The sequence below is a fragment of the Streptomyces sp. 2A115 genome, assembly GCF_052245575.1.
Lineage (GTDB): Bacteria > Actinomycetota > Actinomycetes > Streptomycetales > Streptomycetaceae > Streptomyces.
On sequence record NZ_JBQQCG010000018.1, the window covers coordinates 1 to 24636 of the forward strand.

Here is a 24636-nt window from a genome sequence, read left to right on the forward strand (position 1 = left end):
TTTCCCCGCGCCCTTTCAGGGGCGCGGGGAACCGCGCGCTCAGCCCGGAACCAGCCGCGGACGACGGTCACCAGCGGCCTTCCACCTGCTCCTTGATCCGCCGCTCGTACAGGTCCGAGATCGCCGCGAGCGTCTCCGCGGGCAGCGGCGGCAGCTTCCCGGCGGCCGCGTTCGCGCGGGCCTGCTCCGGCGAGCGGGCCCCGGGGATCACCGTGGTCACGCCCGGCTGCTGGACGATCCAGGCAAGCGCCAGCTGGGCCGGGGTGCGGCCCTCCGGGGCCAGGGCGGAGAACTCGGCCGCCGCCTCGACACCGGTGGCGTAGTCGACGCCGGAGAAGGTCTCGCCCTGGTCGAAGGCCTCGCCGTGGCGGTTGAACGTCCGGTGGTCGTTCTCCGCGAAGACCGTGTCCTTCGTGTACTTGCCGGAGAGCAGCCCGGAGGCGAGGGGGACACGGGCGATGATGCCGACGCCGGCTTCCCGCGCGGCGGGCAGGACCTGCCGAAGAGGCTTCATGCGGAACGGGTTGAGGATGATCTGGACGCTGGCCACGCCCGGGCGGGCGATCGCCGTCAGCGCCTCGTCGCACGTCTCGACGCTCACGCCGTACGCGGCGATCCGCTGCTCCTCGACAAGGGTGTCCAGAGCGTCGAACACCTCGTCGGACGAGTACACCGGGGTCGGCGGGCAGTGCAGCTGTACCAGGTCGATGCGGTCGACACCGAGGTTGCGGCGCGAACGGTCGTTCCAGGCACGGAAGTTGTCCAGGACGTAGTTCTCCGGGACCTGGTCGACTCGGCGGCCCATCTTGGTCGCGACCAGTACGTGGAGGTCGGGCCGGCTGCGCATGAACGTGGCGATGGTCTCCTCGCTCCGCCCGTCGCCGTACACGTCGGCCGTGTCGAAGAACGTCACCCCCGACTCGGCGGCGGCCTCCAGGACCGCGAGGGCGTCCTTCTCGTCCACGTCGCCCCAGTCGGCACCGAGTTGCCAGGTGCCGAGTCCGACGACCGATGCGTGCTGTCCTGACCTGCTGAATTCGCGCTCGTCCATGGGATCAGTCTGGCACCCGGCCCGCTCCCGTCCGGACGCCGCCCCCGACAACGAGGCCATCGAGGCGACGACGGCGGACGCGGCTGCTCCGGTGATCTCCCGCGCCCTGCCCGTCTGTCCTCCGTCGGTCCTCTCCTCACCGGTCAGGAACCCAGGCGCCCCCGTGGAACGTTGTCCGGGCAAGGCCCCTCGGGGCGCGCACCGTGACCCAGCACCCCGACAGGCGGCACCGATGAGCGAGTTGGTACCCGGAGGCAATCTGCCCCTGCCGGGCGGCACCCTGACCCTCCAGGTGCCCGGCCCGTTCGACGTGTCCGCGCTGATCACCGACGACAGCGGCAAGGTGCGCGGCGACGGTGACTTCGTGTTCTACAACCAGCCGACCGCGCCCGGCGCCCAGCTCCACGGCGAGACGCTCACCGTCGACCCGCGCGGGCTGCGGGCCGGGGCGAGCCGCGTCACCGTGGTCGTCAGCCCCGCCGATCCCGGCACCCCGCTGGGCCGGCTGCCCGCGCCGACCCTGCGGGTGACCGGTTCGGGCGGCCGCCTCCTCGCCCGGTTCACCCCGGCCCGTCCCCAGCAGGAGACCGTGCTGCTGCTCGCCGAGATCTACCGGCGCGGGACCACCTGGAAGCTGCGCGCACTGGGCCAGGGGTACGCGGACGGACTGGCCGGGATCGCGCGGGACTTCGGGGTCGAGGTCAGCGAGGACGCCGGTGCGGCAGCGGGCGGCGCGGCTCCGGGCGGAGGCTCGGTGCCCGGAGGCTCCCGGACCGCCGGTGTCACGACGGCCTTGAGCGCCGCGCGTGCCGGGCTCGGGCGGCTCCGGGGCGCCGGCCGTACACCGGCGGGGCGCACCGCCCCGGCACCGGCCGGGGTCCCCCGTTCCCCCTCCGTCGTAACCCCTCGTACCGCTCCCACCGCAAGCGCGCCCGACGGCTACCTCGGCCTGGTGAACTCCGCCCGTGCCGCCGCCGGCTCCCCGCCCGTCTCCCTGGACGCCCGGCTGACCGCCGCGGCGCGGACGCACGCCGCGGGCATGGCCGCACAAGGGCGCCTGGGTTCGGAGGGCGCGGACGGGCTCTCGGTCCACCAGCGCGTCACCGCGGGCGGCTACGCCTATCTCACGGTCGGCGAGCACCTCGTCTCCGGTCCGCGCACCCCGGCGGAGTTCGTGGAGTACTGCCTCTCGGGCGAGCAGTCGCGGCGTACGCTCCACGACCCGGCGTTCACCGAGGCGGGCGTGGCGTACGTGGCCGACAACCGCTCCGGCACCCTCTACTGGACGGCTCTGTGGGCCCGCCCCCTCACCCCGGCAGGACTGGCGCGGACGGCCGCCGAGGTCATCGCGCTCACCAACGCCGAACGAGCCTCGGCCGGCCTGCCGCCGCTCGCCGGAGATCCGCTGCTCGCCGCTGCGGCGCAGGCGCACAGTGCGGACATGGTGACCCGCGCGTTCTACTCCCACACCTCCCCCGACGGCAGCGAGCCCTGGCACCGGGCCGCCGCCGCGGGCAGCACCCGACGCACCATCGGCGAGAACATCGCATGCGGCCAGCGCTCCCCCGCCGAGGTCGTGGACGGCTGGATGAACAGCCCCGGGCACCGTGCCAACATCCTCAAGCCGGCCTTCACCCACATAGGCGTCGGCTTCGCGGGCGGCGGCTCGGCGGGCACGTACTGGACGCAGCTCTTCGGCGCCTGACCGAACCCGTCATCGACGCTGGTCAGGGGCCTGTTAACGATGATGACAACGGTCACCGGTGCAGCCTTTGCCGATCTCCGCGAGGTGCGCTTCACTGCGGGGGTCGGACATTGGATCGAGGGGGACACACATGACCAGCGCGCACCACGACCACGATCACGGGTCGGGGGGGCACGCGGGGCACTCGCACGGTGTGGCCGCCGACGCGGACCGCCGGTGGCTCGCGATCGCCCTGACGCTGATCACCTCGTTCATGGCGGCCGAGGTCGTCATCGGCATCCTCGCCCAGTCGCTCGCCCTGATCTCCGACGCGGCGCACATGCTCACCGACGCCGTGTCCATCGTGCTGGCGCTGATCGCGATGCGGCTGGCCGCGCGGCCGGCCCGCGGCGGCTTCACGTACGGCCTCAAGCGTGCCGAGATCCTCTCCGCGCAGGCGAACGGGCTGACCCTGCTGCTGCTCGGCGCCTGGCTGGCGTACGAGGCGGTGCGGCGGCTGATCGATCCGCCCGCGGTGGAGGGCGGGCTGGTGTTCGGCACGGCCCTGGCCGGGATCGTGGTGAACATCGCGGCGGCCTGGTGCATATCGAAGGCCAACCGGACCTCGCTCAATGTCGAGGGCGCCTACCAGCACATCCTCAACGACCTGTTCGCGTTCATCGGCACCGCGATCGCCGGTCTCGTCGTACTCCTGACCGGGTTCGCGCGGGCCGACGCCATCGCCACACTGGTCGTGGTGGTCCTCATGGCCAAGGCGGGCTACGGGCTCGTACGGGAGTCGGGGCGGATCTTCCTGGAGGCGGCGCCCGCGCACCTCGACCCGGACAGCATCGGGGACCGTCTGGTCGCGCACCAATTGGTCTCCGAGGTGCACGACCTGCACGTCTGGACCATCACATCAGGGCAGCCCGCCCTGTCCGCGCACGTCCTGGTCGACCCCGTGGCGGACTGCCACACGGTGCGCCGGGACCTGGAGAAGATCCTGCAGAGCGACTACGAGATCAGCCACACAACGCTCCAGATCGACCACGCCCCCGCGGAGGTTCTGGAGGTCCGCACCCGCGTCGACGACGACGGCTCGCACTGCGAGGCCCCGCACGGCCCGGTGCACCGCGACGAGCCGCACGCCCACTGAGCGGCAGTGGCTCCTGGGCCGGTGACGGCCATGATTCGCCGAGGGCAGAACGCAATGACCTCCCTGAAGCGCGCCCCGCTTCCTAGGGTGGAGCAGTGAGCAGCCACGCGCCCGACCAAGCCCGTGTCATTCCCCTGCGCCCCGTGCCGACGGAGCCCACCGAGCCGACGCCCAAGGAGCCCTTGTGGCGGGACGTCGTCGGTGACGTCCTGCGGCGCGAACGGCTCGCCCAGGAGCGGACGCTCAAGGACGTCGCCGACTCGGCCCGCATCTCGATGCCGTACCTCTCCGAGTTGGAGCGCGGCCGCAAGGAGGCCTCGTCGGAGGTTCTCGCCGCGGCCGCGCACGCGCTCGGCCTCGGGCTCGCCGATCTGCTCGCCCTGGCCCACGGCCGACTCGCACAGCCGACTCGGCCGGCCCGTCCGCTGAGGTCTCGCATCGCGCCCCGGCCCACCGAGACGCAGTCCCGGCCGGGCGACGTGCGCCTCGCCGCCTGAGGCGCTGAAGCCCGAGGCGTTGGAGTCCGAGGCGCTGAAGCCCGAGGGCGCTTGGACCGTCTGATGGCTGTCTGGCGGCACCGCGACGCCGCAAGCCTGAAGAGACAACCGTCAGACGGCCATCAGACAACCCTCGCACAGCCCGTCAGGCGGCGGACAGCATCCTTCGGCCGACCACCTCGTCGGCGAGCCCGTACTCCACCGCCTCCTGCGCGGTGAAGACCTTGTCGCGGTCCATGTCGGCGCGGAGGGTCTCGACGGTGTGGTGGGTGTGCAGGGACAGGACCTCCTCCACCTGGGAACGGATGCGGATCATCTCCTTGGCCTGGAGGCTGAGGTCGGAGACCGTGCCCCGCGCACCACCGCTCGCGGGCTGTCCGAGCAACACCCGGGCGTGCTCCAGGATGAAGCGCCGTCCGGAGTCTCCCCCGGCCAGCAGCACCGCCGCGGTGGAGGCCGCCTGTCCGATGCAGAACGTCGAGATGGGCGCACTGACGAAGGTCATCGTGTCGTAGATGGCCATCAGTGAAGTGAACGAGCCGCCGGGCGAGTTGAGGTAGATCGCGATCTCCCGCTCGGGGCCCGACGACTCCAGGTGGAGCAGCTGGGCGATGACGACGTTGGCGACCCCGTCGTCGATCTCGGTGCCGAGGAAGATGATCCGCTCGGACAGCAGCTTGCTGTAGATGTCGTACGCCCGCTCGCCCTGCGGGGTGCGCTCGACGACGTTCGGGATCGTGTACTGGCTCATCTCGATCCCGTACCGACCCATGGCGTCCATGTCTCCCATGCGCCCCATGTCAGAGTCCCATCCGTCGCTTCGAGGTGGCCGGACGGACGTCGTCGAGGGACTCGACGACGCGGTCGACCATGCCGTACGCCATCGCCTGCTCGGCGGTGAACCAGCGGTCGCGGTCACCGTCGCGGGAGACCGTCTCCTCGGTCTGGCCGGTGTGTTCGGCGGTGATCCGCTCGATGGTCTGCTTGGTGAACTGCAGGTTCTCGGCCTGGATGGCGATGTCGGCGGTGGTGCCGCCGATACCGGCCGAGGGCTGGTGCATCATGATCCGCGCGTTCGGCAGCGTGTAGCGCTTGCCGCGTGTGCCGACGGTGAGCAGGAACTGCCCCATGCTCGCGGCGAATCCCATGGCCAGGGTCGACACGTCGTTGGGAATGAGCCGCATCGTGTCGTAGATCGCCAGTCCCGCGTGGACGGAACCGCCCGGGCTGTTGATGTAGAGGCCGATATCGGTGCGGGAGTCCTCCGCGGAGAGCAGGAGCAACTGGGCGCAGACGCGGTTCGCGGAGACCTCGTCGACCTGGGTGCCGAGGAAGACGATGCGCTGGTTGAGGAGTTGGGCGGCGAGATGGTCGTCGAACCGCGACGGAGGGGTGTCCCCCTCCTCGGCTCGGGGTGCCAGGGCCGGGGCCCAGCCGCCGCCGAGGCCCGTGCCTGGCCTGGTGCCCGGCGCGGTACCGAGCCCGGTACCACATCCGGTACCGACTCCAGTGCTGAATGGTGCCATCGCTCCTCCTTGTGGTGGCCGCGGCCCGAGTCACCGCGGTGACTCCACCCTCGGCCCGTCGGCGCCGGCGCGTAAGGAATCTTGGCCCGCAGCAGATTCGCCGACGGCAGAGCGGCCGGATCACGGGGAGGGGCAGGCAGCGCGGCCGAGCCGGACGAGGTCGCGATGTTCGGCGCGGGTGGCCACGAGGGACAGGGGCGAATCAGGGAGCGGAGCGGCCGAGTTGGCGGTGCATATGGGGTACGAGGAGGGTCTTGGCCTTCATCCCGGCGGTCGTGCGGCCGCCCAGGACCACGGTCTCGCCCCGCGGCATGGGCAGCACGGTGATCCCGTCGGCCGGACCGAACGGCACCGAGAAGGGCGCGCGGCGCATGGGCCGGTGGAAGCGGGGCTCCTTGCGGTGCTTCCCGGAACTCTGGAGGTAGGCACGAATGTTGTGCGCCGCCACGTCGCCCTGGGCCGAAGCCGCCGGGACGATCTTGGCCTCGCTCACATCGGTCACGTCGCCGACGGCGAAGACGTCCAGCCGCCCGTCGACCCGGAGCAGTTGGTCGACCTTGACGTGACCCGTCTCGTTCAGCCAGTCGCCGTGTCCGCCCAGGCGAAGCCAGAGCGTGTTGGGGGTGGTGCCGCTGGTCCAGAAGGACACATCGGCGGCGAACGTGTTGCCCCGTGCGTCGCGGTAGACGCCGAAGTCGTTGCCCGGCGAGACGAAGGTATCGAGCCGCACCTCCACCTCGTGGGACTCCAGCCAGGCCAGGGCCCGCCGCCCGGCCCGGGCGCTCCCGACGGATTCGAGCAGCGCCCGGCCGGCGTGCGCGAGGATCACCCGGGTGTCCGGGTGGGCCAGCCGGATCTCGGCGCTGAGTTCCACACCCGCGGGCCCACCGCCGACGACGAGGACGCTGCCGGCTGCGGCGATGCGCTCCTGGTGCTGCCGGAAGGACTTGGCGGCCTCCTCCTCGCTGGTTCCGGTGAAGCGGGCTGGCTCGGGGTAGTCGGCGCCCGTGGCGATCACCACCACGTCGTACGGCAGCCGCTCCCCCGTGGCCAGCACCACGTGCCTTTCGCGGGCCTCCACCCGGACCGCCTTGCCCATGACCACACGGCCGTTGCCCAGCAGTCGGTCGTACGGAATGAAGGGGGTCCTGGTCCAGTCGCTGTGCGTGCTGGCGCGTAGGGAGGCGATCCGGTGGAAGAAGACATCCTTGCGGTCCACCAGCGTGACCCGCGCGACGTCGTCCAGTCGTTTGGCCAGGCGGACACCCGCGTAGCCGCCGCCGATCACCACGACATCGCCGTCAGGCATCTCCAGCCTTCCCATCGTGCGCGTGGGAACGGCGGATCACGGCGTATGGCCGTGCGACCGCTCCTTCGTGCACGAGCCTAGCCATTGAAAGTTCAAGAGACAGTCGGGAAGCGTGTGCGTTCGGTGAAGCACGGGACAGCTCAGTCCAGTTGTTCCGGTGAACCCCGGCTCCGACGGGCCGACCGCCTTGGCGGGCCCCTGCCCTACTCCGTCACCACCAGCGAGAACTCGTACAGATCGCCACGGCACAGCGACTCGCCGTACTCCACGACGTGTCCCGTGTCGTCGAAGGCCGTGCGTCGCACGAGCAGGGCGGCGGAACCCTCTTTGACGCCGAGCAGTCGCGCCTGGCGGCCGGTCACGTTCACCGCCCGGATCTGCTGGGTCGCCCGGACCACGCGGACACCATGGGTGACCTGCAACGCCTCCGACAGTGATCCCCTGAGCAGCGATTCGTCGAGGTTCGGAAAGCGCTCGGCGGAGAGATAGACGGTCTCCAGGCAGATGGGGAAGTCGTCGCCGAGGCGCAGCCGTTCGATGCGGTGGAGGGTGGTGCCGGGGTCGACGCCCAGGGCCGTGGCGTGGTGCAGGTCGGCCTCGACCAGCTCCGCGGCGAGAAGCTCGGAGCTGGGACGGTAGCCTCGCGATCGCAGGTCCTCCGAGAACGAGGTGAGCGCCGACGTCTTGGTGATCTGCGGGTGCGAGACGAACGTCCCCACGCCCCGCACACTGCGGATGAGCCCGTCCTCGCGCAGCGCCTGGAGCGCGCGCCGGGCCGTCGCCCTGCTGACCTCGTACCGCTCGGCGAGCTGACGTTCGGTGGGTAGCGCCTCGTCGGGCCGCATCCGGGCGATGTCGGCCTGGAGCCGCCGCCGCAGCGCCTCGTGCTTGTAGGACTCCGTCGTCTCGGATTCCGGCCTGTCGGATTCCGGCCTGTCGAACTCCGTCGTGTCGGACTCCGCCGCCGGGCCGTCGTCTCCGCGCCTGTCCTCGACCGTCACATTCACTCCGCGGTTCGCACGTGTCCGCTATCGCAGATGGGCGCGGTAACGGGGCATCAGCGTACGCACCACGTCCAGGGTCGCCCCGGTGGTGTCCGGGCCGGGCGGCGCCGTCTCGCCCCGGAGGGCGGTCCACCGCTCCTCCCAGTCGATCAGGGACGCCTCGAATTCCTCGGCGCGACAAGGGGATCCGGTCTCCAGCGCCTGGGCGATGTGCTCGCACCAGTGCCGCCAGCGGGGGAGGTGGAAGGAGCGGACGAGGCCGGACCAGTGCCGCCCGAGTAGTCGTGGAGCTCGCTGCGGGCGTGGCCCCAGAGGGTGAGGATGCGCCCCGCGTTGGCCTCGTACGGCTCGGCCTCGGCGGTGGTGGACGCCCAGCTTCTGGCGTCGGCCAGGTGATCTGCGTCCGGCAGGCGGTCCGCAGGTACCAGCGCAGCGCCGAGGCGCCCGCGACGCCGCTGGATCCGCGCAGGACCACACCCTCCGGGCCGGCGTCGACCTCGTACCAGTCGGGCTCGGCAGGCAGCCGCGTCGCCCCGCTCTCCCCGGGCACCACGTCGATGGTGAACTCCGCGGCCCGGTCCCCGAGGAGGCGATGCAGCAACTGCCGGGCAGCCGGGTCCTGCGGACTTTGGCCTGCCGCGCCTTGTTCTTCGGGTGGTGTCATCGTCCGGACCGGCTCCTGCCGACGTCGATCGTGGTACGTACCACAGGCGCTCAGGCTAGGTTCGACGGAGAGGACGGTCAAGGAAATCGACCGCGTGTACGGTCGGCTGGTCCGGAGGCTGTGCAGCCCCATGGCCCTCTGGTACGGTCCACAGCCACGCCAGCGGCTTCCCAGCCGCCGCCTCCGAAGAGAGGACGGCCAGGACAGCGAGATGCAGTCGACCCAGCGCACCGCGGCACTCACCAGAACACCGGACACGGTCACAGCGGCCACGGGCACAACGGCCACCGCCGGACGGCGTCACGTCACGGTCGCCGTCGACGGCGGAGAGACCGGCTGGTGCCGTGCCGCGTCGACCCCGGCCTCGACTCCGATCCCGATCCCTCAGGTGGCCTCCCCACGATGAACGCCGATCTCGCCTACTTCGCCGCTCTCCAGGAGAACCTCACCGCGCTGGCCGCCACCGAGCGGCCCGCCGTCGAGCGCGCCGCCCGCGCCATCGCGGACAGCATCGCCGCCGGGGGCGTCGTCCATTACTTCGGCAGCGGCCACTCGCAGCTGGTCGCCATCGAACCGCTCCTGCGCGCGGGCGGCCTCGCGCCCGTCAACGTGATCGCCGACCCGGCGCTCTCCCCCACCGCTCCTCGGCACGCGGGCGCGGCCGAACGCGTCAGCGGCTACGCGGCGGCGATCCTGCGTACGGCCGACATCAGGGCCGGAGAGGTGGTGGTCGTCATCTCCAACTCCGGTATCAACGCCGTGCCGGTCGAGTTCGCCCTCGGGGCGCGCGAACTCGGCGCGACCGTCGTCGCCGTCACCAACCGGGCCCACTCCCTGGCCGCCGAGTCCCGGCACACCGGCGGGCAGCGGCTGCTCGACATCGCCGACGTCGTCATCGACACGCACGGCCGCCCCGGAGACGCCGTCGTGCCCCTGGGCGACTTGGCCGTGGGGGCCCTGTCCACGGCGGTGGGGACGGCGCTCGTCAACGCCCTGACCTGCCGGGCCGCCGAGCTGCTCGCCGAACACCACGGGCAGGCACCGCCGTTGATAGTCAGTCAGAACACCGCCGACGACGCCGAGCGCCACAACAACGCGCTCCTGGAGAAGGTCAGAGACCGCTGTCCACGCGGCTGACGCACCGATGCACCGCTGCACCGCTCATCCGCCCGACGAGACCCCGCAAGGAGGCCGATGATGGACCGTACGCACCAGGTGCGCCGCGTGTGCCGCCGCCGCATCGCGGCCCTGGCCTGTGCCGTCGCCCTCGTACTGCCGCTCGCCGCCTGCGACGCTCTCACCCCTGGCAGCGCGGCCGAGGCGCCGGGGCAACGAAGCATGCCGTCCTCGACCGCCGTGCCGGACGAGGACGTCACCCTGCGCCTGCAGTTCGCCGACGCCCCGTTGATGGTGGACGCGCTGATCGCCGCGTTCGAGAAGGACCATCCCCGGATCACGGTCGAGCCGCAGTACAAGACGTTCTCCGACTACGTGCAGAACCTCAAGCTCACCATGACCTCCGACACCGCTCCCGACATCGCCCAGTACGCGGTCGGGATGACCGACCTCGCGGCGGACGGCCACATTCTCGACCTGGCGCCCTACCGGGAGGCGTACGGCTGGGACAAGTCGATACCGGCAGTCAGCCTCGACCAGCTCACCGCCGGGCGGACCAGCGAAGCCACCGGCGGGCGGGCCCTGTTCGGAGTCCCGGCCGGTCTGTCGATGACCGGCATCTACTACAACAAGGAGCTCGCCGAGCGCGCCGGGATCGACGGCCCGCCCAGGACCCTGGCGGAGTTCGAGGACCAGCTGGCCACCGCCGAGGACGCGGGCCTGACGCCGCTCGGCGTCGGCGCCCTCGACTCCGGCGGACTGCACCTGTGGGCCGCCCTCCTCAACCAGACCATGCCCACGGACGACTACTGGGACTGGGTCAACGGCACCGACGGCGCCACCATCGAGGGGGAGGGCGCGATCACCGCCGGCGAACTCGTCATCGAGTGGGGCCGTAAGGGCTACTACAACGAGTCCGCCAACGGCACCGGCCAGCTCGACTCCACCGCACAGTTCACGCAGGGCGACAGCGCCTTCCTGATCAACGGCAACTGGGCCGCCGGACAACTGGCGACCGTCATGGGAGACAACGTCGGCTTCTTCCCGATGCCGGGCGAAAACGCCGACGATCCCACGGTGGCCTCGGGGTTCAGCGTCTCGTACGCCGTCTCGTCCCAGACCGAACACCCCGAGGCGGCAGGTGCGTTCCTCGATTTCCTGACCACGCCCGAGGCCGGCCAGATCATCAGCGACAACGGCTTCCTCCCGCCCAATCCGGAGGCCGTGGCGAAGCCGGAAGGCGTGCTCGCCGACGTCGCGGAAGGCCACCGGCGGGCCGTGGCCGACGACGGGATCACGACGTTCCCCGACTTCGCCGCCCCCGCCATGCTCGACAGGCTGCGCTCCGGCGTCCAGAAGCTCATCGCGGGCCGCACCGAGCCCGCGGACTACCTCGACTCTCTTCAGGACGAGTGGGAGGAACACCATGGGGAGTAGGCCGCCGACTCCGGCCCCGGCTTCAGGTGCCCCGGCTCGAAGCACGCCGGCTCCACATGCGCGGACCCCGGGCGCCAAGTCCCGCTGGCGCAGCCCCTGGCGCGGCTACGTGTACGTGCTGCCCGCCTTCGCCGTCTACTTCCTCTTCGCGGTCCTGCCCGCCCTGCACACCGCGTATCTCTCGCTGTTCGAGTGGGACGGCGTCACGCTGGGCGACTGGGTCGGCCTCGGCAACTACCAGGAGATCTTCCAGGACGACATCCTGCGCCGGTCCGTGGTCAACGCCCTGGTGCTGGTGGTGTTCTTCTCCTTCATCCCCATCGCGCTCGGCCTGGCGATGACCGGCCTGCTGGCCCGTTACCGGCGGCCCGGCATGGCGGCGTACCGCTTCCTGTTCATGCTCCCGCAGGTCATCCCGCTGGTCGCGGTGGGCGTGACGTGGCGCTGGCTGTACGGGGACGACGGGCTGGTGAACCAGGTGTTCCGCGCGGTCGGCCTGGACGGGGTCACGCGGGCGTGGCTCGGCGACTTCGGCGCCGCGCTGATCGCCGTGGGGCTCGTCGGCACCTGGGTGCTGAGCGGCCTGTGCATGATGCTCTTCCTCAGCGGCGTACAGAAGGTGGACCCGAGCCTCTACGAGGCGGCCCGGATCGACGGGGCGGGCCCGGTCCGGGAGTTCGTCTCCGTCACCCTGCCGCAGCTGCGCGGTGAACTCGCCGTTGCCATGACCGTGACGACGGTGGCCGCGCTCGCCAGCTTCGACATCGTGTACGTGACGACGAACGGCGGTCCGGGCGAGCAGACGACGGTCCCCGGGCTCCTCGTGTACCGGCTGGCGTTCTCCGAGGGGAAGGTCGGGCTCGCCGCGGCGCTGGCCGTCGTCCTCGGCTGCCTGATACTCACGATCGTCTACCTCATCAACCGTCTGTCGAGGTCGGAGTCATGAACAGCGCCCCCCGATCGGAACGCTGGTCCGGCTACGCGCTGCTGACCGTCATGGCCATCGCCGTCGTGATCCCGTTCCTCAGCGTCTTCCTCGCCTCCATGCAGCCGGCGGGCACACCGGTGGTGGGGCTGACCTGGCCGGATCGGTGGAGCTGGGACAACTACGAGCAGGCGTGGTCGGTGGCGGGATTCTCCGACCTCATCCGCCACAGCCTCGTCATCGCGGTCGGGGTCGTCCCCGCCTCGCTGGTCCTCGCCGCGCTGGCGGGGTACGCGCTCGGCACCATGCCGCTCCCGGGCGGCAACGCGGTCGCGGCCTTCTTCATCGCGGGCCTCACCATCCCGGTCGAGCTGATCGTGGTCCCCCTCTACTTCGACCTGCGGGGACTCGGCCTGACCAACTCCTACCTGGGCGTGATCCTGGTGGAGATCGCGTTGTTCATGCCGTTCAGCGTGTTCTGGATGCGCACCCACTTCCAGTCCACGCCCGCGTCACTGGTGGAGGCGGCCCGCATCGACGGTGCCTCGTCGGCCACGATCCTGGTCAGGATCCTGCTGCCGCTGGCCCGCCCGTCGCTGATGACGCTCGGCCTGCTCGTCTTCATGTGGTCGTGGAACCAGTTCCTGCTGGTACTGGTTCTCATCCAGGACACCACCAAGCACACGGCCCCCGCGGGCCTGGGCTTCTTCGTCGGGCAGAACAGCACGGACATTCCCACACTCGCGGCGGGCACGATCATCGTGATGCTGCCGATCCTGATCCTCTTCGTCGCCTTCCAGCGCAGCTTCATCGCGGGACTGCTGCAGGGGGCGACGAAGGGGTGACTCCGCCGACCGCGCCGACCCTCCGCCCACTGTGTCCGCTCGGTCACGCCACCTTGGGCGATCTCGACTGCTCGTGGGAGTGCGGAGCTGCCGCCGACCACTCCAGGACCAGCCGCTGGTACACCCGCCGCTGTTCGCCGCTCAGCGTCCCACCGGCCCGCAGCCACAGGGCCCGGATCTCCTCGTTGACTTCGGCGGCCGTTCGCTCGGTGTCGAACGGAGCACGACGTTGAGTGGTGGACATGCCGTGAATCATACGGGGCCCGGCGTGAAGACCATGTGAGTAGTCGCTGTCATCAAAGCTACCTATTGGTAGCCGTTGACCAGCGGAATCAGCGCGCGGCGGCCCCCAGCACGAGCACCTGGATCGCCAGCACCGCGGCACCCCGCGCCCAGTCGTGGAAGTCGGACACCTTGGTCTCCAGGTTCACCGGCTCGGCCCTCGGATGACGGTTGGCGAGGATGGTCTCCTCGACCACCGGGGCCGCCACGTCGACCAGGCCCACGCCCTCCCCGGCGAGGAGGATCTTCTGCGGGATGGCGAAGTTGGCGATCTGGGCGACGAGCGTGCCCAGGGCGCGGGCCGCCTCGTCGACGACGCGGGCGCACATGGGCTCGCCCTCGGCGGCGAGGGCGAGGATCTCGTCGTACGACACGTCGCGGCCGGTGGCGGCCCGGATCTGGTAGCGGATGCTGGGGATGGTCAGCAGGGAGACGGCGCTGCCGCGCTGCCCGTCGGGGGTGAGCGGGCCGTTGGGGTCCACGATCCAGTGGCGGCCGACGCCCACACCGTCCTCCGCGGTCGCGATCCGCTTGCCGCCGCTCACCAGCCCGTAGCCGAGGCCCGCTCCGATGGTGAGCACCGCGAAGCGGTCGAGGCCGCGGCCCGCGCCGAACCAGCTCTCGGCCTCGACGAGTGCGTTGACGTCGTTCTCGACGACGACGGGCAGCCCGGTGCGTTCCTCGACGAGGCGGGCCAGGGGTACGTCGTGCCAGCCGAGGAAGGCCGACTCGTCGACGACGGACCGGTCCTGGGCGCGGCCGCCCAGGCCGATGCCGATTCCGGCCAGGCCGGGGAATCGAAGCGCGAACTCGTCCGTCAACTCCCGTAGCACGTCCGCCACTTCGGCTGGATCATGGCTGGTGAGCGGGTGGTCGTGGCGGGCGACGATGTCGCTTCTGAGGGTGGTGACGACGCCGTAGACCATGTCCTCGGTGATCTTGAAGCCGAGGAAGGTGCGGGAGTCGGCGACGACGTCGAGGGGCTGGGAGGGGCGCCCCTGACGCGCTTCCGCGATCGCCGTGCCCTCGGCGACCTCGACCAGCAGGCCCGACTCGATGAGCGGCTTCGTCAGCCGGGTGAGGCTGCCCGCGGAGAGGTCGAGCCGCCGGGCGATGTCGCTGCGCGACAGCGGCCCATGGGTGAGCACCTCTATCGCGACGGCACGCTCACCGGGACTGAGCGGCAACCAACTGGCGGCACGTGCGCTCATGGCCGAAACTTCACCCAATTTCTTTCGATGCAGAACTAATGAAGCCACGATAGATCGTCGAAGCGCGCTTCGAAAGATGCATGCACGACTCTTGACGGCTGGATTCTTTCGCCTCAAAAGTAAGGGGCCCGAGGATGAGCCGCAGACGAGGGAGTCTCCCGATGACCGTCGCCTCCAGCAGCCCTCCGTCGCGTCTGCCACTGCGCGGCGCCGAGAGGACTGAGCCGAAGCCGAGGACCGGCAAGAAGCGAGAACGAGACCGCGACGGTGGCGGCCGCGGTGACGGAGCCCTCGCGGCGCTCTTCATCGCGCCGGCCATGCTGGGCTTCCTGGTCTTCCTGCTGTGGCCGACGCTGCGGGGCATCTACCTGAGCTTCACCCGGTTCAACCTGCTGACCCCGGCGGAGTGGGTGGGCCTCGACAACTACCGGCGCATGGTCAACGACCCCATCTTCTGGGACTCGTTGACGGTCACCGTCGAGTACGTCTTCATCAACATCGGCGTCCAGACAGTCTCCGCCCTCGCCATCGCCGTCCTCCTCCAGCGGCTCACGCAGTCGGCGGTGCTGCGGGGCATCGTGCTGACGCCCTACCTGATGTCGAACGTCGTGGCCGGCATCGTCTGGCTGTGGATGCTCGACACCCAGCTCGGCATCGGCAACGAGATCATCGCGGGCCTCGGCTTCGACCGCATCCCGTTCCTGGCGGACGAGACCTGGGCGATCCCGACCATCGCGCTGATCAACGTCTGGCGGCACGTCGGCTACACCGCGCTGCTGCTCTTCGCCGGGTTGCAGGCCATACCGGGCGACATGTACGAGGCGGCGAAGGTCGACGGCGCGAGCGAGTGGCGGATGTTCTGGCGCATCACGATGCCGCTGCTGCGGCCGGTGCTCGCGGTGGTCCTGATCATGACGGTGATCGGCTCGTTCCAGGTCTTCGACACCGTCGCGGTGACGACCAACGGCGGTCCGGCGAACGCCACCAACGTGCTCCAGTTCTACATCTACGGCTCGGCGTTCGGCCGCTTCCAGTTCGGCTACGCCTCGGCGATGTCCGTCGCCCTGCTGGTCGTGCTGAGCGCGATCACCGTCCTCCAGTACCGGCTCACCCGGGCCGGCCAGACCGACCTCGGCTGAGCGGAAAGGAGACGCCGACATGGCTGCCGTGACAACAACACCACCGACACCAGCGCCAACGACGACCGTACGACGGACCAGGCCCAGGCCCTCCTTCGGGCGGGTCGTGGCCTGGACCGTGATGGGCGTGATCGTCCTCATCACCCTGCTGCCGTTCTACTGGATCCTGCGCACCGCGCTCTCCACCAACACCGGACTGAACGCCGACCCCACCAATCCCCTGCCGGCGGACTTCACCGGCGGCGGCTTCGCCCGCGCCCTCGGAATGCAGTCCACCAAAGAGGCGATCGCGCAGGGCGGCGCGGGCGGCGGGCTCGACTTCTGGCGCTATCTGCTCAACTCGGTGGTCGTCTCGACACTGATCACCGGCTGCCAGATGTTCTTCTCCGCGATGGCCGCCTACGCGTTCGCGCGGTTGCGGTGGCGCGGACGGGACAAGGTCTTCGCGCTCTTCCTGGCCGGGCTGATGGTGCCGACGATCTTCACCCTGCTGCCGAACTTCGTGCTCATCAAGCAACTGGGCCTGGTCGACTCCCTGTTGGGGATCGCCCTGCCCACCATGTTCATGACTCCCTTCGCGGTCTTCTTCCTCCGCCAGTTCTTCATGAACATTCCGCGCGAGGTCGAGGAGGCGGCGCTGCTCGACGGCGTGGGGAAGATCGGCATCTTCTTCCGGGTGCTGCTCCCGATGGCGTCCACGCCGGTGATCACCCTGTCCGTGCTGACGTACATCACCTCCTGGAACGACTACTTCTGGCCGCTGATGGTGTCGTACAGCGACAGCTCCCGGGTGCTCACCGTGGCACTGGCGATCTTCCGGGCGCAGAGCCCGCAGACGGGCATCGACTGGTCGGGGCTGATGGCGGCGACGCTCATCGCCGCGCTCCCGATGCTCGTGCTGTTCGCGTTCTTCGCGCGCCGCATCGTCAGCTCCATCAGCTTCACCGGAATCAAGTAGGAGGCACCTGATGCGATTCCATACGCCCCCGAGGCGATTCCGTACGCTCGTCGCGCTGACCGGAGCACTGGCGCTGTCCCTGGCTGGGTGCGCGAACGGCGGCTCCGCCGGGTCGTCGTCGAACACCGTGACGTACTGGCTGTGGGACGCCAACCAGCTGCCCGCGTACGAGGCCTGCGCCAAGGACTTCGAGAAGCAGAACCCCGGCCTGAACGTGAGGATCACGCAGATGGGCTGGGACGACTACTGGACCAAGCTCACCGCGAGCTTCATCGCGGGCACGGAGCCGGACGTCTTCACCGACCACATCGCGAAGTTCGGGCAGTTCGCCGACCTGGAGGTGCTCCAGCCGCTCGACGAACTCCCACTGACCAAGGGCATCAAGGACGCCGACTACCAGCCGGGGCTCGGCGCCAACTGGCTCGGCAAGGACGGCCACCGCTACGGCGCCCCGAAGGACTGGGACACCGTCGCCCTCTTCTACAACAAGAAGATGACCGAGCAGGCCGGCATCGACGCGACGACGCTGAACAGCCTCGACTGGAACCCGAAGGACGGCGGCACGTTCGAGAAGACCATCGCCCACCTCACCATCGACAAGAACGGCAAACGGGGCGACGAACCCGGCTTCGACAAGAACAACGTCAAGGTGTACGGCCTGGCCACCAACGGCGGTGGCGACGGCGACGGCCAGACGCAGTGGAGCAACTTCGCCGCGTCCGCGGGCTGGACCTACACGAACGAAAAGCGCTGGGGCGACCGCTACCACTACGACGACAAGACCTTCCAGTCCGTCATGAAGTGGTACTTCGGCCTGGCGAAGAAGGGCTACATGGTCCCCTTCGCCGACTGGAACTCCCAGTCCAACCAGGCCAACACGCAGGTCGCCGCGGGCAAGGCGGCGTCCGCCTTCGACGGCGCCTGGATGATCTCCAGTTACTACGGCTTCAAGGGCATGGACATCGGCACGGCCCTCACACCGGTCGGCCCGACCGGCAAACGGGCCACCATGATGAACGGCCTCGCGGACTCCATCACCAAGAACGCCTCCAACAAGAAGGGCGCGGAGAAGTGGGTGGCCTATCTGGCCTCCGACGAGTGCCAGCGGACCGTGGGCAGCTACGGCATCGTCTTCCCCGCGACCGAGGCCGGTACGGACGCGGCCGTCGCCGCCTACAAGAAGAAGGGCCTCGACGTCACGGCCTTCACCCGGCCGGTGGACGACAAGAAGACCTTCACCACGTTCTCCTACCCGATCACCGACTACGCGGCCGACGTTCTCGCGCTGATGAAGCCCGCCATGCAGGACATCTTCGCCAACGACGCGCCGGTGACCGGCCTCGACGAGACCAACAACCAGATCAACCTCATCCTCAACCAGTGAAGGGCAACCGCCATATGACGTTCTCCCTCGGCATCGTCGGCGCAGGCCAGTTCTCCGGCCAGTTCGCCAAACTGTTCCTCGCCCACCCGGGCGTCGGCGATGTCTTTGTCACCGATCTGCTCCCAGAGCGTGCCGAGCAACTGGCCTCCGCCGAAGGGCTGTCGGGAACCTTCCCCACGTACGAAGCCATGCTGGAGTCGAAGGCGATCGACGCCGTCGCGATCTTCACCCAGCGCTGGACCCACGGCCCGCTGGTGCTTCAGGGACTGAACGCCGGCAAGCACGTGTACTCGGCGGTGCCCATGGCCATCACCCGGGAGGAGATAGCGGCGATCATCGACGCGGTACGGGCCACCGGGCTGACGTACATGATGGGCGAGACCAGCCAGTACAACCCGGCGACCGTGCATGCCCGCGACCAGATCGCCGACGGCGCGTTCGGGCGGCTCTTCTACGCCGAGGGCGACTACGTGCACGACATGGACCTCGGCTTCTACGAGGCCTACCAGTACAGCGGCGGCGAGAACTGGAAGGCGACCGCCAGCTATCCGCCGCTGCTCTACCCGACGCACTCGGTCGGCGGCGTGCTCGGCGCCTGGCAGACGCATGCGGTCAGCGTGTCGGCGATCGGGGTCAAGGACGATCGCGCGGACGGCGTCTTCGACCAGGACGTCAGCCAGTTCGGCAACGACTTCTCGAACGCGACCGCGCTGTTCGAGGTCGCGGGCGGCGGCTCGTTCCGTACGAACGAGTTCCGGCGGGTGGGCTATCCCTCACACATCAGGGAGTCGCGTTTCCGGTTCTTCGGAACGGACGCCAGCATGGAGCAGCTCGCCACGGTCAGCTTCTGGCAGGACAAGAAGGGGGTGAAGGACATCACCGAGCTGTTGGAGCCCAAGCCGACCCTGGCTCCTGATGATCCGTCACTTCAGCACATCGCGCCCGCGCTCCGGGCGGCCTTCACGTCAGGTTCGGCGCCCGTGCACGACCGTGAGCGGCTGCCCCGGGAGTTCGACAACCTCCACAACGGCCACGAGGGAAGCCACCACTTCCTGGTGGACGACTTCGTCACCGCGGTCAACACACGCACGCTGCCCTCGGTGAACGCCTGGGTCGCCGCCCGCTACACCCTGCCGGGCATCGTCGCGCACGAGTCGGCGCGGCAGGGTGGGGCGAGGCTGGAGATCCCGGACTTCGGGGACGCGCCCGAGGCGTAACTCCCTCGTGCGGTCCGGCCGGTCGCGAGGCCGGCCGGGCTTCGTCACCTGCGCGGCCGCGACTGGGGCCGGGGCTGTGGCTGGGTCACGTGCCGGGCTTGCGGCCGTACACGAAGACGTCGTCGCCCTTCTTCAGCAGCGACCAGTACTTCTGGGCCACCGTCTTCGTCATGTTGACGCAGCCGTGCGAGCCGGGCGGGTTCCACATGCTCACGCCGACCGAGTGGAAGGCCTGACCGCCGTCGAAGAACTGGCTGTAGGGCATCGGCACGTCGTAGATGGACGAGACGTGGTCGATGTTCCGCCAGTAGATCTTCTTCAGGCCGGTGCGGGTCTCATAGCCGTTACGGCCGGTGCGGACCGGCACCGGTCCGTACACGAGGTTCCTGCCGTCCTGGATCCAGCTGAGCTGGAGCGTCAGGTTCACGCAGGCTATGCGGCCCTTGTTGACCGGGCACCTACCGTCCCTGTTGGGGTTGTTGCCCACGGCCTTCTGCTTGGTCATCAGGTCCATCACGCCCCAGGTGACGGAGCCCGCGTAGCCGATGTTCGGCGTGATGCCATGCTTGGTCTGGAAGGCCCTGATCGCCGTGCAGTCGGCCCCCGACTGCTTACCGTCGACCGTCCGGCCGAGGAACTTCTCGACCTGCTTCTGATACGGGCCGGTCTGCGTGGTGCAGCTCGCCGCTTGTGCGGGCGCCGCGCCCAGCGCGACGGTCAGCGGCACCACCAGTCCGGTGATCCCCAGTGCGACGGCTCCCCGTCTGCGTATGTCCCCCATGATCAGGCCTCTCCCGTTCGATCCGGTCAATCTCTGCCAGCTAGACCTGCGCCGGGGGACATCGGTTGTAGGGCAGACCAGACTGCGACGAAACGGTGACATGGGCGGAAGGTCGGGTCAGATCACACGGAAGAGGTCGGCGGCGGCGTGGACGTCGGTGAAGTCCTCGATGGAGCGGAGGTTGTCGCACAGGGCGTCCAGGACCGAGTCGGCTTCGGCGACGCGCGGGGCGCCGATGGCCACGCCGAAGACGCGGAAGCCCAGCAGGTGCTTGGCGTCGTTCCAGCCCCGCATCCATCTCTCGGTGACGCCGCAATCGTCGTCGGTGAGCATCACGATGTCGCCGCGCGTGCGGGCGGCGTCGTTGAACTCTTCCTCCAGCAGTTCACTGGCTGCCGTCAGCGGCGTCTGGTAGCTGGTACCGCCACCGAGAAACGTCTCCGCGAAGTCGAGGATCCGGGCGGTGCCGGCCGGCTGGTCGGCCGGGAAGCGGAAGACCTGGATCTTGTCGGCGGCGGAGAACAGGATGCCGACGAAGTCACGCCCCGCGTGGCGGGCCTGATCCAGCAGCGCCAGGGCGCACGCCTTGGCCCACGCCTCCCGGGTGACTCCGCCGGGCCCTGCCTCGTACATGGAGTGCGAGGTGTCCACGCACGCGATGATGGCGCCCCGGCCGGTGGTCTGCTCTCCCTGACTGTCGTAGAGCATCAGCTCCCCGGCGGCGTAGCGCGCGGCGAACACCGCACGCAGCTCGGGCAGGCCGAGATTGGCCAGCTCGGAGGGGATGACACGGGAGAGGTCATTGCCGAGCGTGACGCCGACCAGCTCCCCGGCGGCGTTCTCCACCTTGCGGGCGCGCTCACCGCCGGCCATCTGCCGGAAGCGGCCGATCAGCTCGGCCCACTCTGCGAGACGGCTGGTGCGCAGCCGCTCGGCGAGCCGACCGCGCTGATCGAACGGCATCCGCTCCAGCTCGCCGGGACCAACGCCCCATGCCCGCATCAGCGTGGCCTCCTCCCGCACCGCCTCGGCGGCCTTCGCCGCCGCGTTCCGCGCGGCGGCACGGATACCGGGGGCCGCCGCCGCGAGGGCCCGCACGGCGGCCCGGGCAGCCTGCCGCGCGGCGGCCTCGGCGGCTTCGGCGGCCTCGATCGCCTGTTGGACGGCGTCGGAGGCCGGGGCCGGTACGGTGCCGTCCTCGTCGGCCTCGTCGGCGGCCTGCTGGAGCGCCTCGCCCACGGCGGTCGCCGCGCCTTCGGTGTCCTGCCGGGCCTTCTTCGCCTGCTCGGTCTCTTCCTGGGCATCCCGGGAGTGCTCCAGCATCCGGCGCAGCGCGGCGGCCTGGGCGAGCACGGCCATGGCGGCGGCGTAGGGGTCGCCCGCCGTCTCCCGGCGCAACTCGGCGAACTCCAGTGACTCCACCAGTGAGGTGATGACCTGGTGGTTGACCAGCCGGGAGGGGTCCATCTCCGCGCGCTCGCGCAACCGCGGGCTGACCTTGTATGCGGCCAGGAACACGTCGGTCAGGAGGTCGGTGGTGGAGGCGGAGGCGGCGGAGGAGTCGAAGCGCTCGTTCAGCTCCTCGGCCAGCTCGCGCAGTCCGGCCGACTGCTCGTAGGTGTCGCGCCATGTGATCTGTTCGAACCGGTCCGCGACCACGGCCGCAGTGTGCCGCTCGGGAGCGGCGGCGGACAGGCCCAGCCACTTCCCGGCCCGGCTCGCCAGCTCGTTGAGCTCGTCCAGCGTCTTGCCCGCCTCACCCATCTCACCTGCCTCGCCTGTCTCGCCTGTCTCGGCCGCCTTGCCCGTGTCGCCTGCCTCGCCCGCCTTGACTGTCTCGCCCGCCTTGCCCGTGTCGCCCGTCTTGACTGTCTCGCCCGTCTCGTTCATGGTCCTGATCCCCCGGAGCTCAGAGCTGGGCCTGCACCATGCTCGCGTCCATGCCGAGGGCCTCGGTGAGAACGCGGGCGCGGACGGCGCGCCGGCGGACGGCGACTCGGTCGATGGCGGCGGTGGAGCGCCCGGCGCCCGCCGCCTCCTCACGCAGCTTCTCCAGCCGCTTCCCCGCCATGGCGAGCTGGTTGTGGGCCTTTTTGATGACCCACTCGCTCAGCGCCTCGCGAGACTGCCCGGCCATGGCGTCGAGTTGGACCTCCAACTCCTCGATGGCGTCGGCCAGGTCGAGCGCCTCCTTGGCGTCGGGGTTGACCAGTTGCAGCACCTCGCGCTCGACGGTCGGGCGCTCGGCGGGGGAGTCCCACAGCACGTGGGTCAGCACCGACAGGTCGGTCTCGCCGACCGCCTGGCGGCCGTCGAGGTACGCGGACGCCTGGAGCAGGCCCACCGCCTGTCGCCAGCGGCGGTCGGAGGCGACGAGTTCCCTGCGGCGCAGAGCGGCCCGCAGCGTACACACCGCGTCCACGATCACGTCGGGGACGTCCACGGCCGGGACGGCTTCGGTCACGGCGTGCTGCAACGCGGCCAGCTCGATGGTGGTCCGTGTCGGTGCCGCCGGGCGGCTGACGGCGGAGCGGACCAGCGCGGCGAAGTTCGAGGGGTCGGCCAGGTACCCGACCTCGATCCGCACGAGCAGCCGGTCGTAGATCGCGGCCGTATCCTCTCCGCTGGGCAGTTCGTTGCTCGCCGTGATGGCCCCGATCAGGGGGCAGCGGATCGGCTCGCCGCCGCTCTCGGGGTGGTAGATCCGCTCGTTGAGGAAGCCCAACGTCTCGTTCAGCGCCGCCGTGGAGCACTTGAAAATCTCGTCGATGAACGCGACATGCGCGGTCGTGGCGCGGCCCTCGTACACCTGGCGGTACTCACCCCGGGCCAGCGCGGCGACGTCGATGGGGCCGAACATCCTCGTCGGCGCGGTGAACTTCGACAGGAGGATCTCCCAGTAGGACGCCCCCTCGACCCTGCCCGTGAGCTCCCGGGCCAACTCGGACTTCGCCGTTCCGGGCGGGCCGAGCACCAACGAGTGCTGCCCGGCCAGCAGCGTCACCACGAGCGTCCGCACCACGTCAGCCCGCTCGTAGAAACGGTCCGACAGCTCGTCGCTGATCGCCCGCAGCTTCTTGGCCGTGTCCTGCGCGTCCTGTGCGCCCATCCTCAACTCCTCGCCTCTGACTCCCGGTTGGGCCGGCAAGTCATACTCTCTCGGGGAGGGAGTTCGTTGGGCGAGTGGCCCGGAGCGCGGGAAGGGTCCATGCCACGCGGCTGCCTGAGGTGCAGTCAGCCGACGTCCCGTCCCTGCCCGGCTGAGCACTCACCGCGCCGTGCGGTCGCCAGGGCCTCGACGGCGTCCACACTCCTCAAACTGCCCTGGCAGGCCCACCAGCGGCTCGGTTACTTCCCGCTGTCCGGCTCGTTCAGGCCGGCCGACCGTGAACTGGGCGTCCAGCCATGGCACTTGCTGCTGCACTCTTCCCCCTTGCGTCCCACTGTGCTTGTCTGGGGGCCGTTTTTCGGTGGCTGGGGCGGGAGTTGCCGTATGCGCAAGCCGTGGATCGTTGGGGTGGTGGCGGGTTTCCTGCTGCTCGGCGCGTGTGGGGACCCAGCATCCGGGCCCGACGCCGCGCCGCCGCCCGTTCCTTCGACTGCCCGTACATCACCGTCGCCGTCGTTGACCACGCATCAGCGCCCGGTCGCGACACCCGGGGCCGGGACCGAAACCAAGCCCGCGGCTGAGATCAAGGCGCCCGCCGAACCCCCCACCGTGCTCTACCTCGGCGACTCGCTCGCGATGGAGAACCAGAAGGTGCTCGGCGGGCTCCTGCGGGACGAACTGAACGCCCGCTACACCAGCGCCCCGTACTCGGGCACCACCCTCTGCGACTACCTGGAAGGCACGGGCGAGAAGTCCCTCGTACCGCCCAAGGACAAGGCTGCCGCCCTGGTCCGCTCCCTGCGGCCGGACTTCGTGGTGCTGCAGTTCTGGGGCAACGCGTGGGACTACACGTGGTGCATGGACGGCATCACCCACGACAAGGCGCGGGACGAGTACTTCGCGCGCTACACCGCCGACGCGCGGAAGCTGACCGACCAGATCGCGGGCGCGGCGGGCGGCGCGGACCGGCCCAAAGTCGTGTGGGTGCTCCAGGGACCCGACCCGATCACGCCCGACCGAGTCCGCGGCGTCAACGCGATCTACGAGCGGCAGGCCGACGCCTCCGGTGATCTGCTCGCGGACGCCGGCAAGGCGGTGAGCCCGGCCACGGCCCGCTACACCTGGGCCCAGTACCTGCCGTGCACCGCGTACGAACGCGACCGCGCGGAGGACTGCACCCAACCCGGCCGCGACCGGACCGCCCTCCACCGCGACGACGACTATCTGCACTTCTGCCTCGCCCCCACCACGTCGAAGTCCAGGCCCTGCCCGGTCCGCTCCCCCGGCATCCTGCGCATCACCCGGGAGATCACCCAGGCCGTGGCGTCGGCGACGGGCTGA

The 24636-nt window shown here is 70.0% G+C and carries 24 protein-coding genes and 2 pseudogenes; 13 read left to right on the plus strand and 13 right to left on the minus strand.

The window, feature by feature from the left end:
- Positions 1-67: 67 nt before the first annotated feature.
- Positions 68-1051: an aldo/keto reductase gene (locus ACTWQR_RS17595; protein WP_443228028.1), complete on the minus strand. Its 984-nt coding sequence runs from the start codon at positions 1049-1051 to the stop codon at positions 68-70.
- Between the two features lie 232 nt (positions 1052-1283).
- Between ACTWQR_RS17595 and ACTWQR_RS17600 the strand changes: the two genes are divergently transcribed.
- The 3 genes from ACTWQR_RS17600 (at position 1284) to ACTWQR_RS17610 (ending at position 4388) form a co-directional block, all read left to right on the plus strand.
- A complete protein-coding gene (locus ACTWQR_RS17600) occupies positions 1284-2756 on the plus strand; it encodes a CAP domain-containing protein (protein WP_443228029.1) in 1473 nt (490 codons plus the stop codon).
- Between the two features lie 130 nt (positions 2757-2886).
- Entirely contained in the window at positions 2887-3891 is a 1005-nt protein-coding gene (locus ACTWQR_RS17605) for a cation diffusion facilitator family transporter (RefSeq protein WP_443228030.1), read from the plus strand.
- Positions 3892-3986: 95 nt separating this feature from the next.
- The gene (locus tag ACTWQR_RS17610; protein ID WP_443228031.1) at positions 3987-4388 is read left to right on the plus strand and encodes a helix-turn-helix domain-containing protein; all 402 of its coding nucleotides are present in this window, start codon (positions 3987-3989) and stop codon (positions 4386-4388) included.
- Positions 4389-4533: 145 nt separating this feature from the next.
- On the opposite strand, the gene ACTWQR_RS17615 is transcribed toward ACTWQR_RS17610, so the two are convergent.
- From ACTWQR_RS17615 to ACTWQR_RS17645, 7 genes and pseudogenes are all read right to left on the minus strand, one after another.
- On the minus strand, positions 4534-5139 hold the full coding sequence (locus tag ACTWQR_RS17615; RefSeq protein WP_443228150.1) for a ClpP family protease: 606 nt from the start codon (positions 5137-5139) through the stop codon (positions 4534-4536).
- 49 nt (positions 5140-5188) lie between these two features.
- Positions 5189-5914, minus strand: coding sequence for an ATP-dependent Clp protease proteolytic subunit (locus ACTWQR_RS17620; protein WP_443228032.1), 726 nt, complete (start codon positions 5912-5914; stop codon positions 5189-5191).
- Positions 5915-6116: 202 nt separating this feature from the next.
- The gene (locus tag ACTWQR_RS17625) at positions 6117-7223 is read right to left on the minus strand and encodes an NAD(P)/FAD-dependent oxidoreductase (RefSeq protein ID WP_443228033.1); all 1107 of its coding nucleotides are present in this window, start codon (positions 7221-7223) and stop codon (positions 6117-6119) included.
- Positions 7224-7426: 203 nt separating this feature from the next.
- Positions 7427-8224 (minus strand): GntR family transcriptional regulator, encoded by a 798-nt coding sequence (locus ACTWQR_RS17630; RefSeq protein WP_443228034.1) that lies wholly within the window; start codon positions 8222-8224, stop codon positions 7427-7429.
- A gap of 27 nt (positions 8225-8251) precedes the next feature.
- Positions 8252-8539, minus strand: coding sequence for an alpha-N-acetylglucosaminidase C-terminal domain-containing protein (locus ACTWQR_RS17635; protein WP_443228151.1), 288 nt, complete (start codon positions 8537-8539; stop codon positions 8252-8254).
- A pseudogene (locus ACTWQR_RS17640) lies at positions 8515-8688 on the minus strand (alpha-N-acetylglucosaminidase C-terminal domain-containing protein); the annotation flags it as partial. The pseudogene ACTWQR_RS17640 and the gene ACTWQR_RS17635, both read right to left, overlap by 25 nt.
- Positions 8625-9023: pseudogene (locus ACTWQR_RS17645) on the minus strand (alpha-N-acetylglucosaminidase N-terminal domain-containing protein); the annotation flags it as partial. The pseudogenes ACTWQR_RS17640 and ACTWQR_RS17645, both read right to left, overlap by 64 nt.
- Before the next feature lie 79 nt (positions 9024-9102).
- Between ACTWQR_RS17645 and ACTWQR_RS17650 the strand changes: the two are divergent.
- From ACTWQR_RS17650 to ACTWQR_RS17670, 5 genes are all read left to right on the plus strand, one after another.
- The gene (locus ACTWQR_RS17650) at positions 9103-9297 is read left to right on the plus strand and encodes a hypothetical protein (RefSeq protein ID WP_443228035.1); all 195 of its coding nucleotides are present in this window, start codon (positions 9103-9105) and stop codon (positions 9295-9297) included.
- Positions 9294-10028 carry a sugar isomerase domain-containing protein gene (locus ACTWQR_RS17655; protein ID WP_443228036.1) on the plus strand — a complete coding sequence of 245 codons (735 nt, stop codon included), beginning with the start codon at positions 9294-9296 and terminating at the stop codon, positions 10026-10028. Before ACTWQR_RS17650 ends, ACTWQR_RS17655 begins: the two co-directional genes overlap by 4 nt.
- A gap of 57 nt (positions 10029-10085) precedes the next feature.
- Positions 10086-11444: an ABC transporter substrate-binding protein gene (locus tag ACTWQR_RS17660; protein ID WP_443228037.1), complete on the plus strand. Its 1359-nt coding sequence runs from the start codon at positions 10086-10088 to the stop codon at positions 11442-11444.
- Between the two features lie 109 nt (positions 11445-11553).
- Entirely contained in the window at positions 11554-12390 is an 837-nt protein-coding gene (locus ACTWQR_RS17665; protein WP_443228038.1) for a carbohydrate ABC transporter permease, read from the plus strand.
- Entirely contained in the window at positions 12387-13214 is an 828-nt protein-coding gene (locus ACTWQR_RS17670) for a carbohydrate ABC transporter permease (RefSeq protein ID WP_443228039.1), read from the plus strand. The genes ACTWQR_RS17665 and ACTWQR_RS17670 overlap by 4 nt, the downstream gene beginning before the upstream one ends.
- 43 nt (positions 13215-13257) lie before the next feature.
- Here the strand turns inward: ACTWQR_RS17670 and ACTWQR_RS17675 are convergent, their stop codons facing one another.
- Complete coding sequence (locus tag ACTWQR_RS17675) at positions 13258-13470, minus strand: hypothetical protein (RefSeq protein WP_443228040.1); 213 nt, start codon at positions 13468-13470, stop codon at positions 13258-13260.
- A gap of 76 nt (positions 13471-13546) precedes the next feature.
- A complete protein-coding gene (locus ACTWQR_RS17680; RefSeq protein ID WP_443228041.1) occupies positions 13547-14707 on the minus strand; it encodes an ROK family protein in 1161 nt (386 codons plus the stop codon).
- Between the two features lie 161 nt (positions 14708-14868).
- On the opposite strand from ACTWQR_RS17680, the gene ACTWQR_RS17685 reads away from it, so the two are divergent.
- From ACTWQR_RS17685 to ACTWQR_RS17700, 4 genes are read left to right on the plus strand one after another with little or no spacing between them, the layout of a single operon-like run.
- Positions 14869-15846, plus strand: a complete 978-nt coding sequence (locus ACTWQR_RS17685; protein WP_443228042.1) for a carbohydrate ABC transporter permease — start codon at positions 14869-14871, stop codon at positions 15844-15846.
- A gap of 19 nt (positions 15847-15865) precedes the next feature.
- Positions 15866-16804, plus strand: a complete 939-nt coding sequence (locus tag ACTWQR_RS17690) for a carbohydrate ABC transporter permease (protein ID WP_443228043.1) — start codon at positions 15866-15868, stop codon at positions 16802-16804.
- A 10-nt stretch (positions 16805-16814) separates the two neighbouring features.
- Positions 16815-18188 (plus strand): ABC transporter substrate-binding protein, encoded by a 1374-nt coding sequence (locus ACTWQR_RS17695; RefSeq protein WP_443228044.1) that lies wholly within the window; start codon positions 16815-16817, stop codon positions 18186-18188.
- A gap of 14 nt (positions 18189-18202) precedes the next feature.
- Positions 18203-19405 (plus strand): Gfo/Idh/MocA family protein, encoded by a 1203-nt coding sequence (locus ACTWQR_RS17700; protein ID WP_443228152.1) that lies wholly within the window; start codon positions 18203-18205, stop codon positions 19403-19405.
- Between the two features lie 85 nt (positions 19406-19490).
- Here ACTWQR_RS17700 and ACTWQR_RS17705 read toward each other — a convergent pair whose 3' ends face one another.
- The 3 genes from ACTWQR_RS17705 to ACTWQR_RS17715 all read right to left on the minus strand — a co-directional run bounded on the left by ACTWQR_RS17705 (position 19491) and on the right by ACTWQR_RS17715 (position 23295).
- Positions 19491-20186 (minus strand): L,D-transpeptidase family protein, encoded by a 696-nt coding sequence (locus ACTWQR_RS17705; RefSeq protein ID WP_443228045.1) that lies wholly within the window; start codon positions 20184-20186, stop codon positions 19491-19493.
- A gap of 117 nt (positions 20187-20303) precedes the next feature.
- Positions 20304-21950 carry a VWA domain-containing protein gene (locus ACTWQR_RS17710; protein WP_443228153.1) on the minus strand — a complete coding sequence of 549 codons (1647 nt, stop codon included), beginning with the start codon at positions 21948-21950 and terminating at the stop codon, positions 20304-20306.
- A 145-nt stretch (positions 21951-22095) separates the two neighbouring features.
- Positions 22096-23295 carry an AAA family ATPase gene (locus tag ACTWQR_RS17715; protein WP_443228046.1) on the minus strand — a complete coding sequence of 400 codons (1200 nt, stop codon included), beginning with the start codon at positions 23293-23295 and terminating at the stop codon, positions 22096-22098.
- Between the two features lie 384 nt (positions 23296-23679).
- Here ACTWQR_RS17715 and ACTWQR_RS17720 point away from each other — a divergent pair, with 384 nt between their 5' ends.
- On the plus strand, positions 23680-24636 hold the full coding sequence (locus ACTWQR_RS17720; RefSeq protein ID WP_443228047.1) for an SGNH/GDSL hydrolase family protein: 957 nt from the start codon (positions 23680-23682) through the stop codon (positions 24634-24636).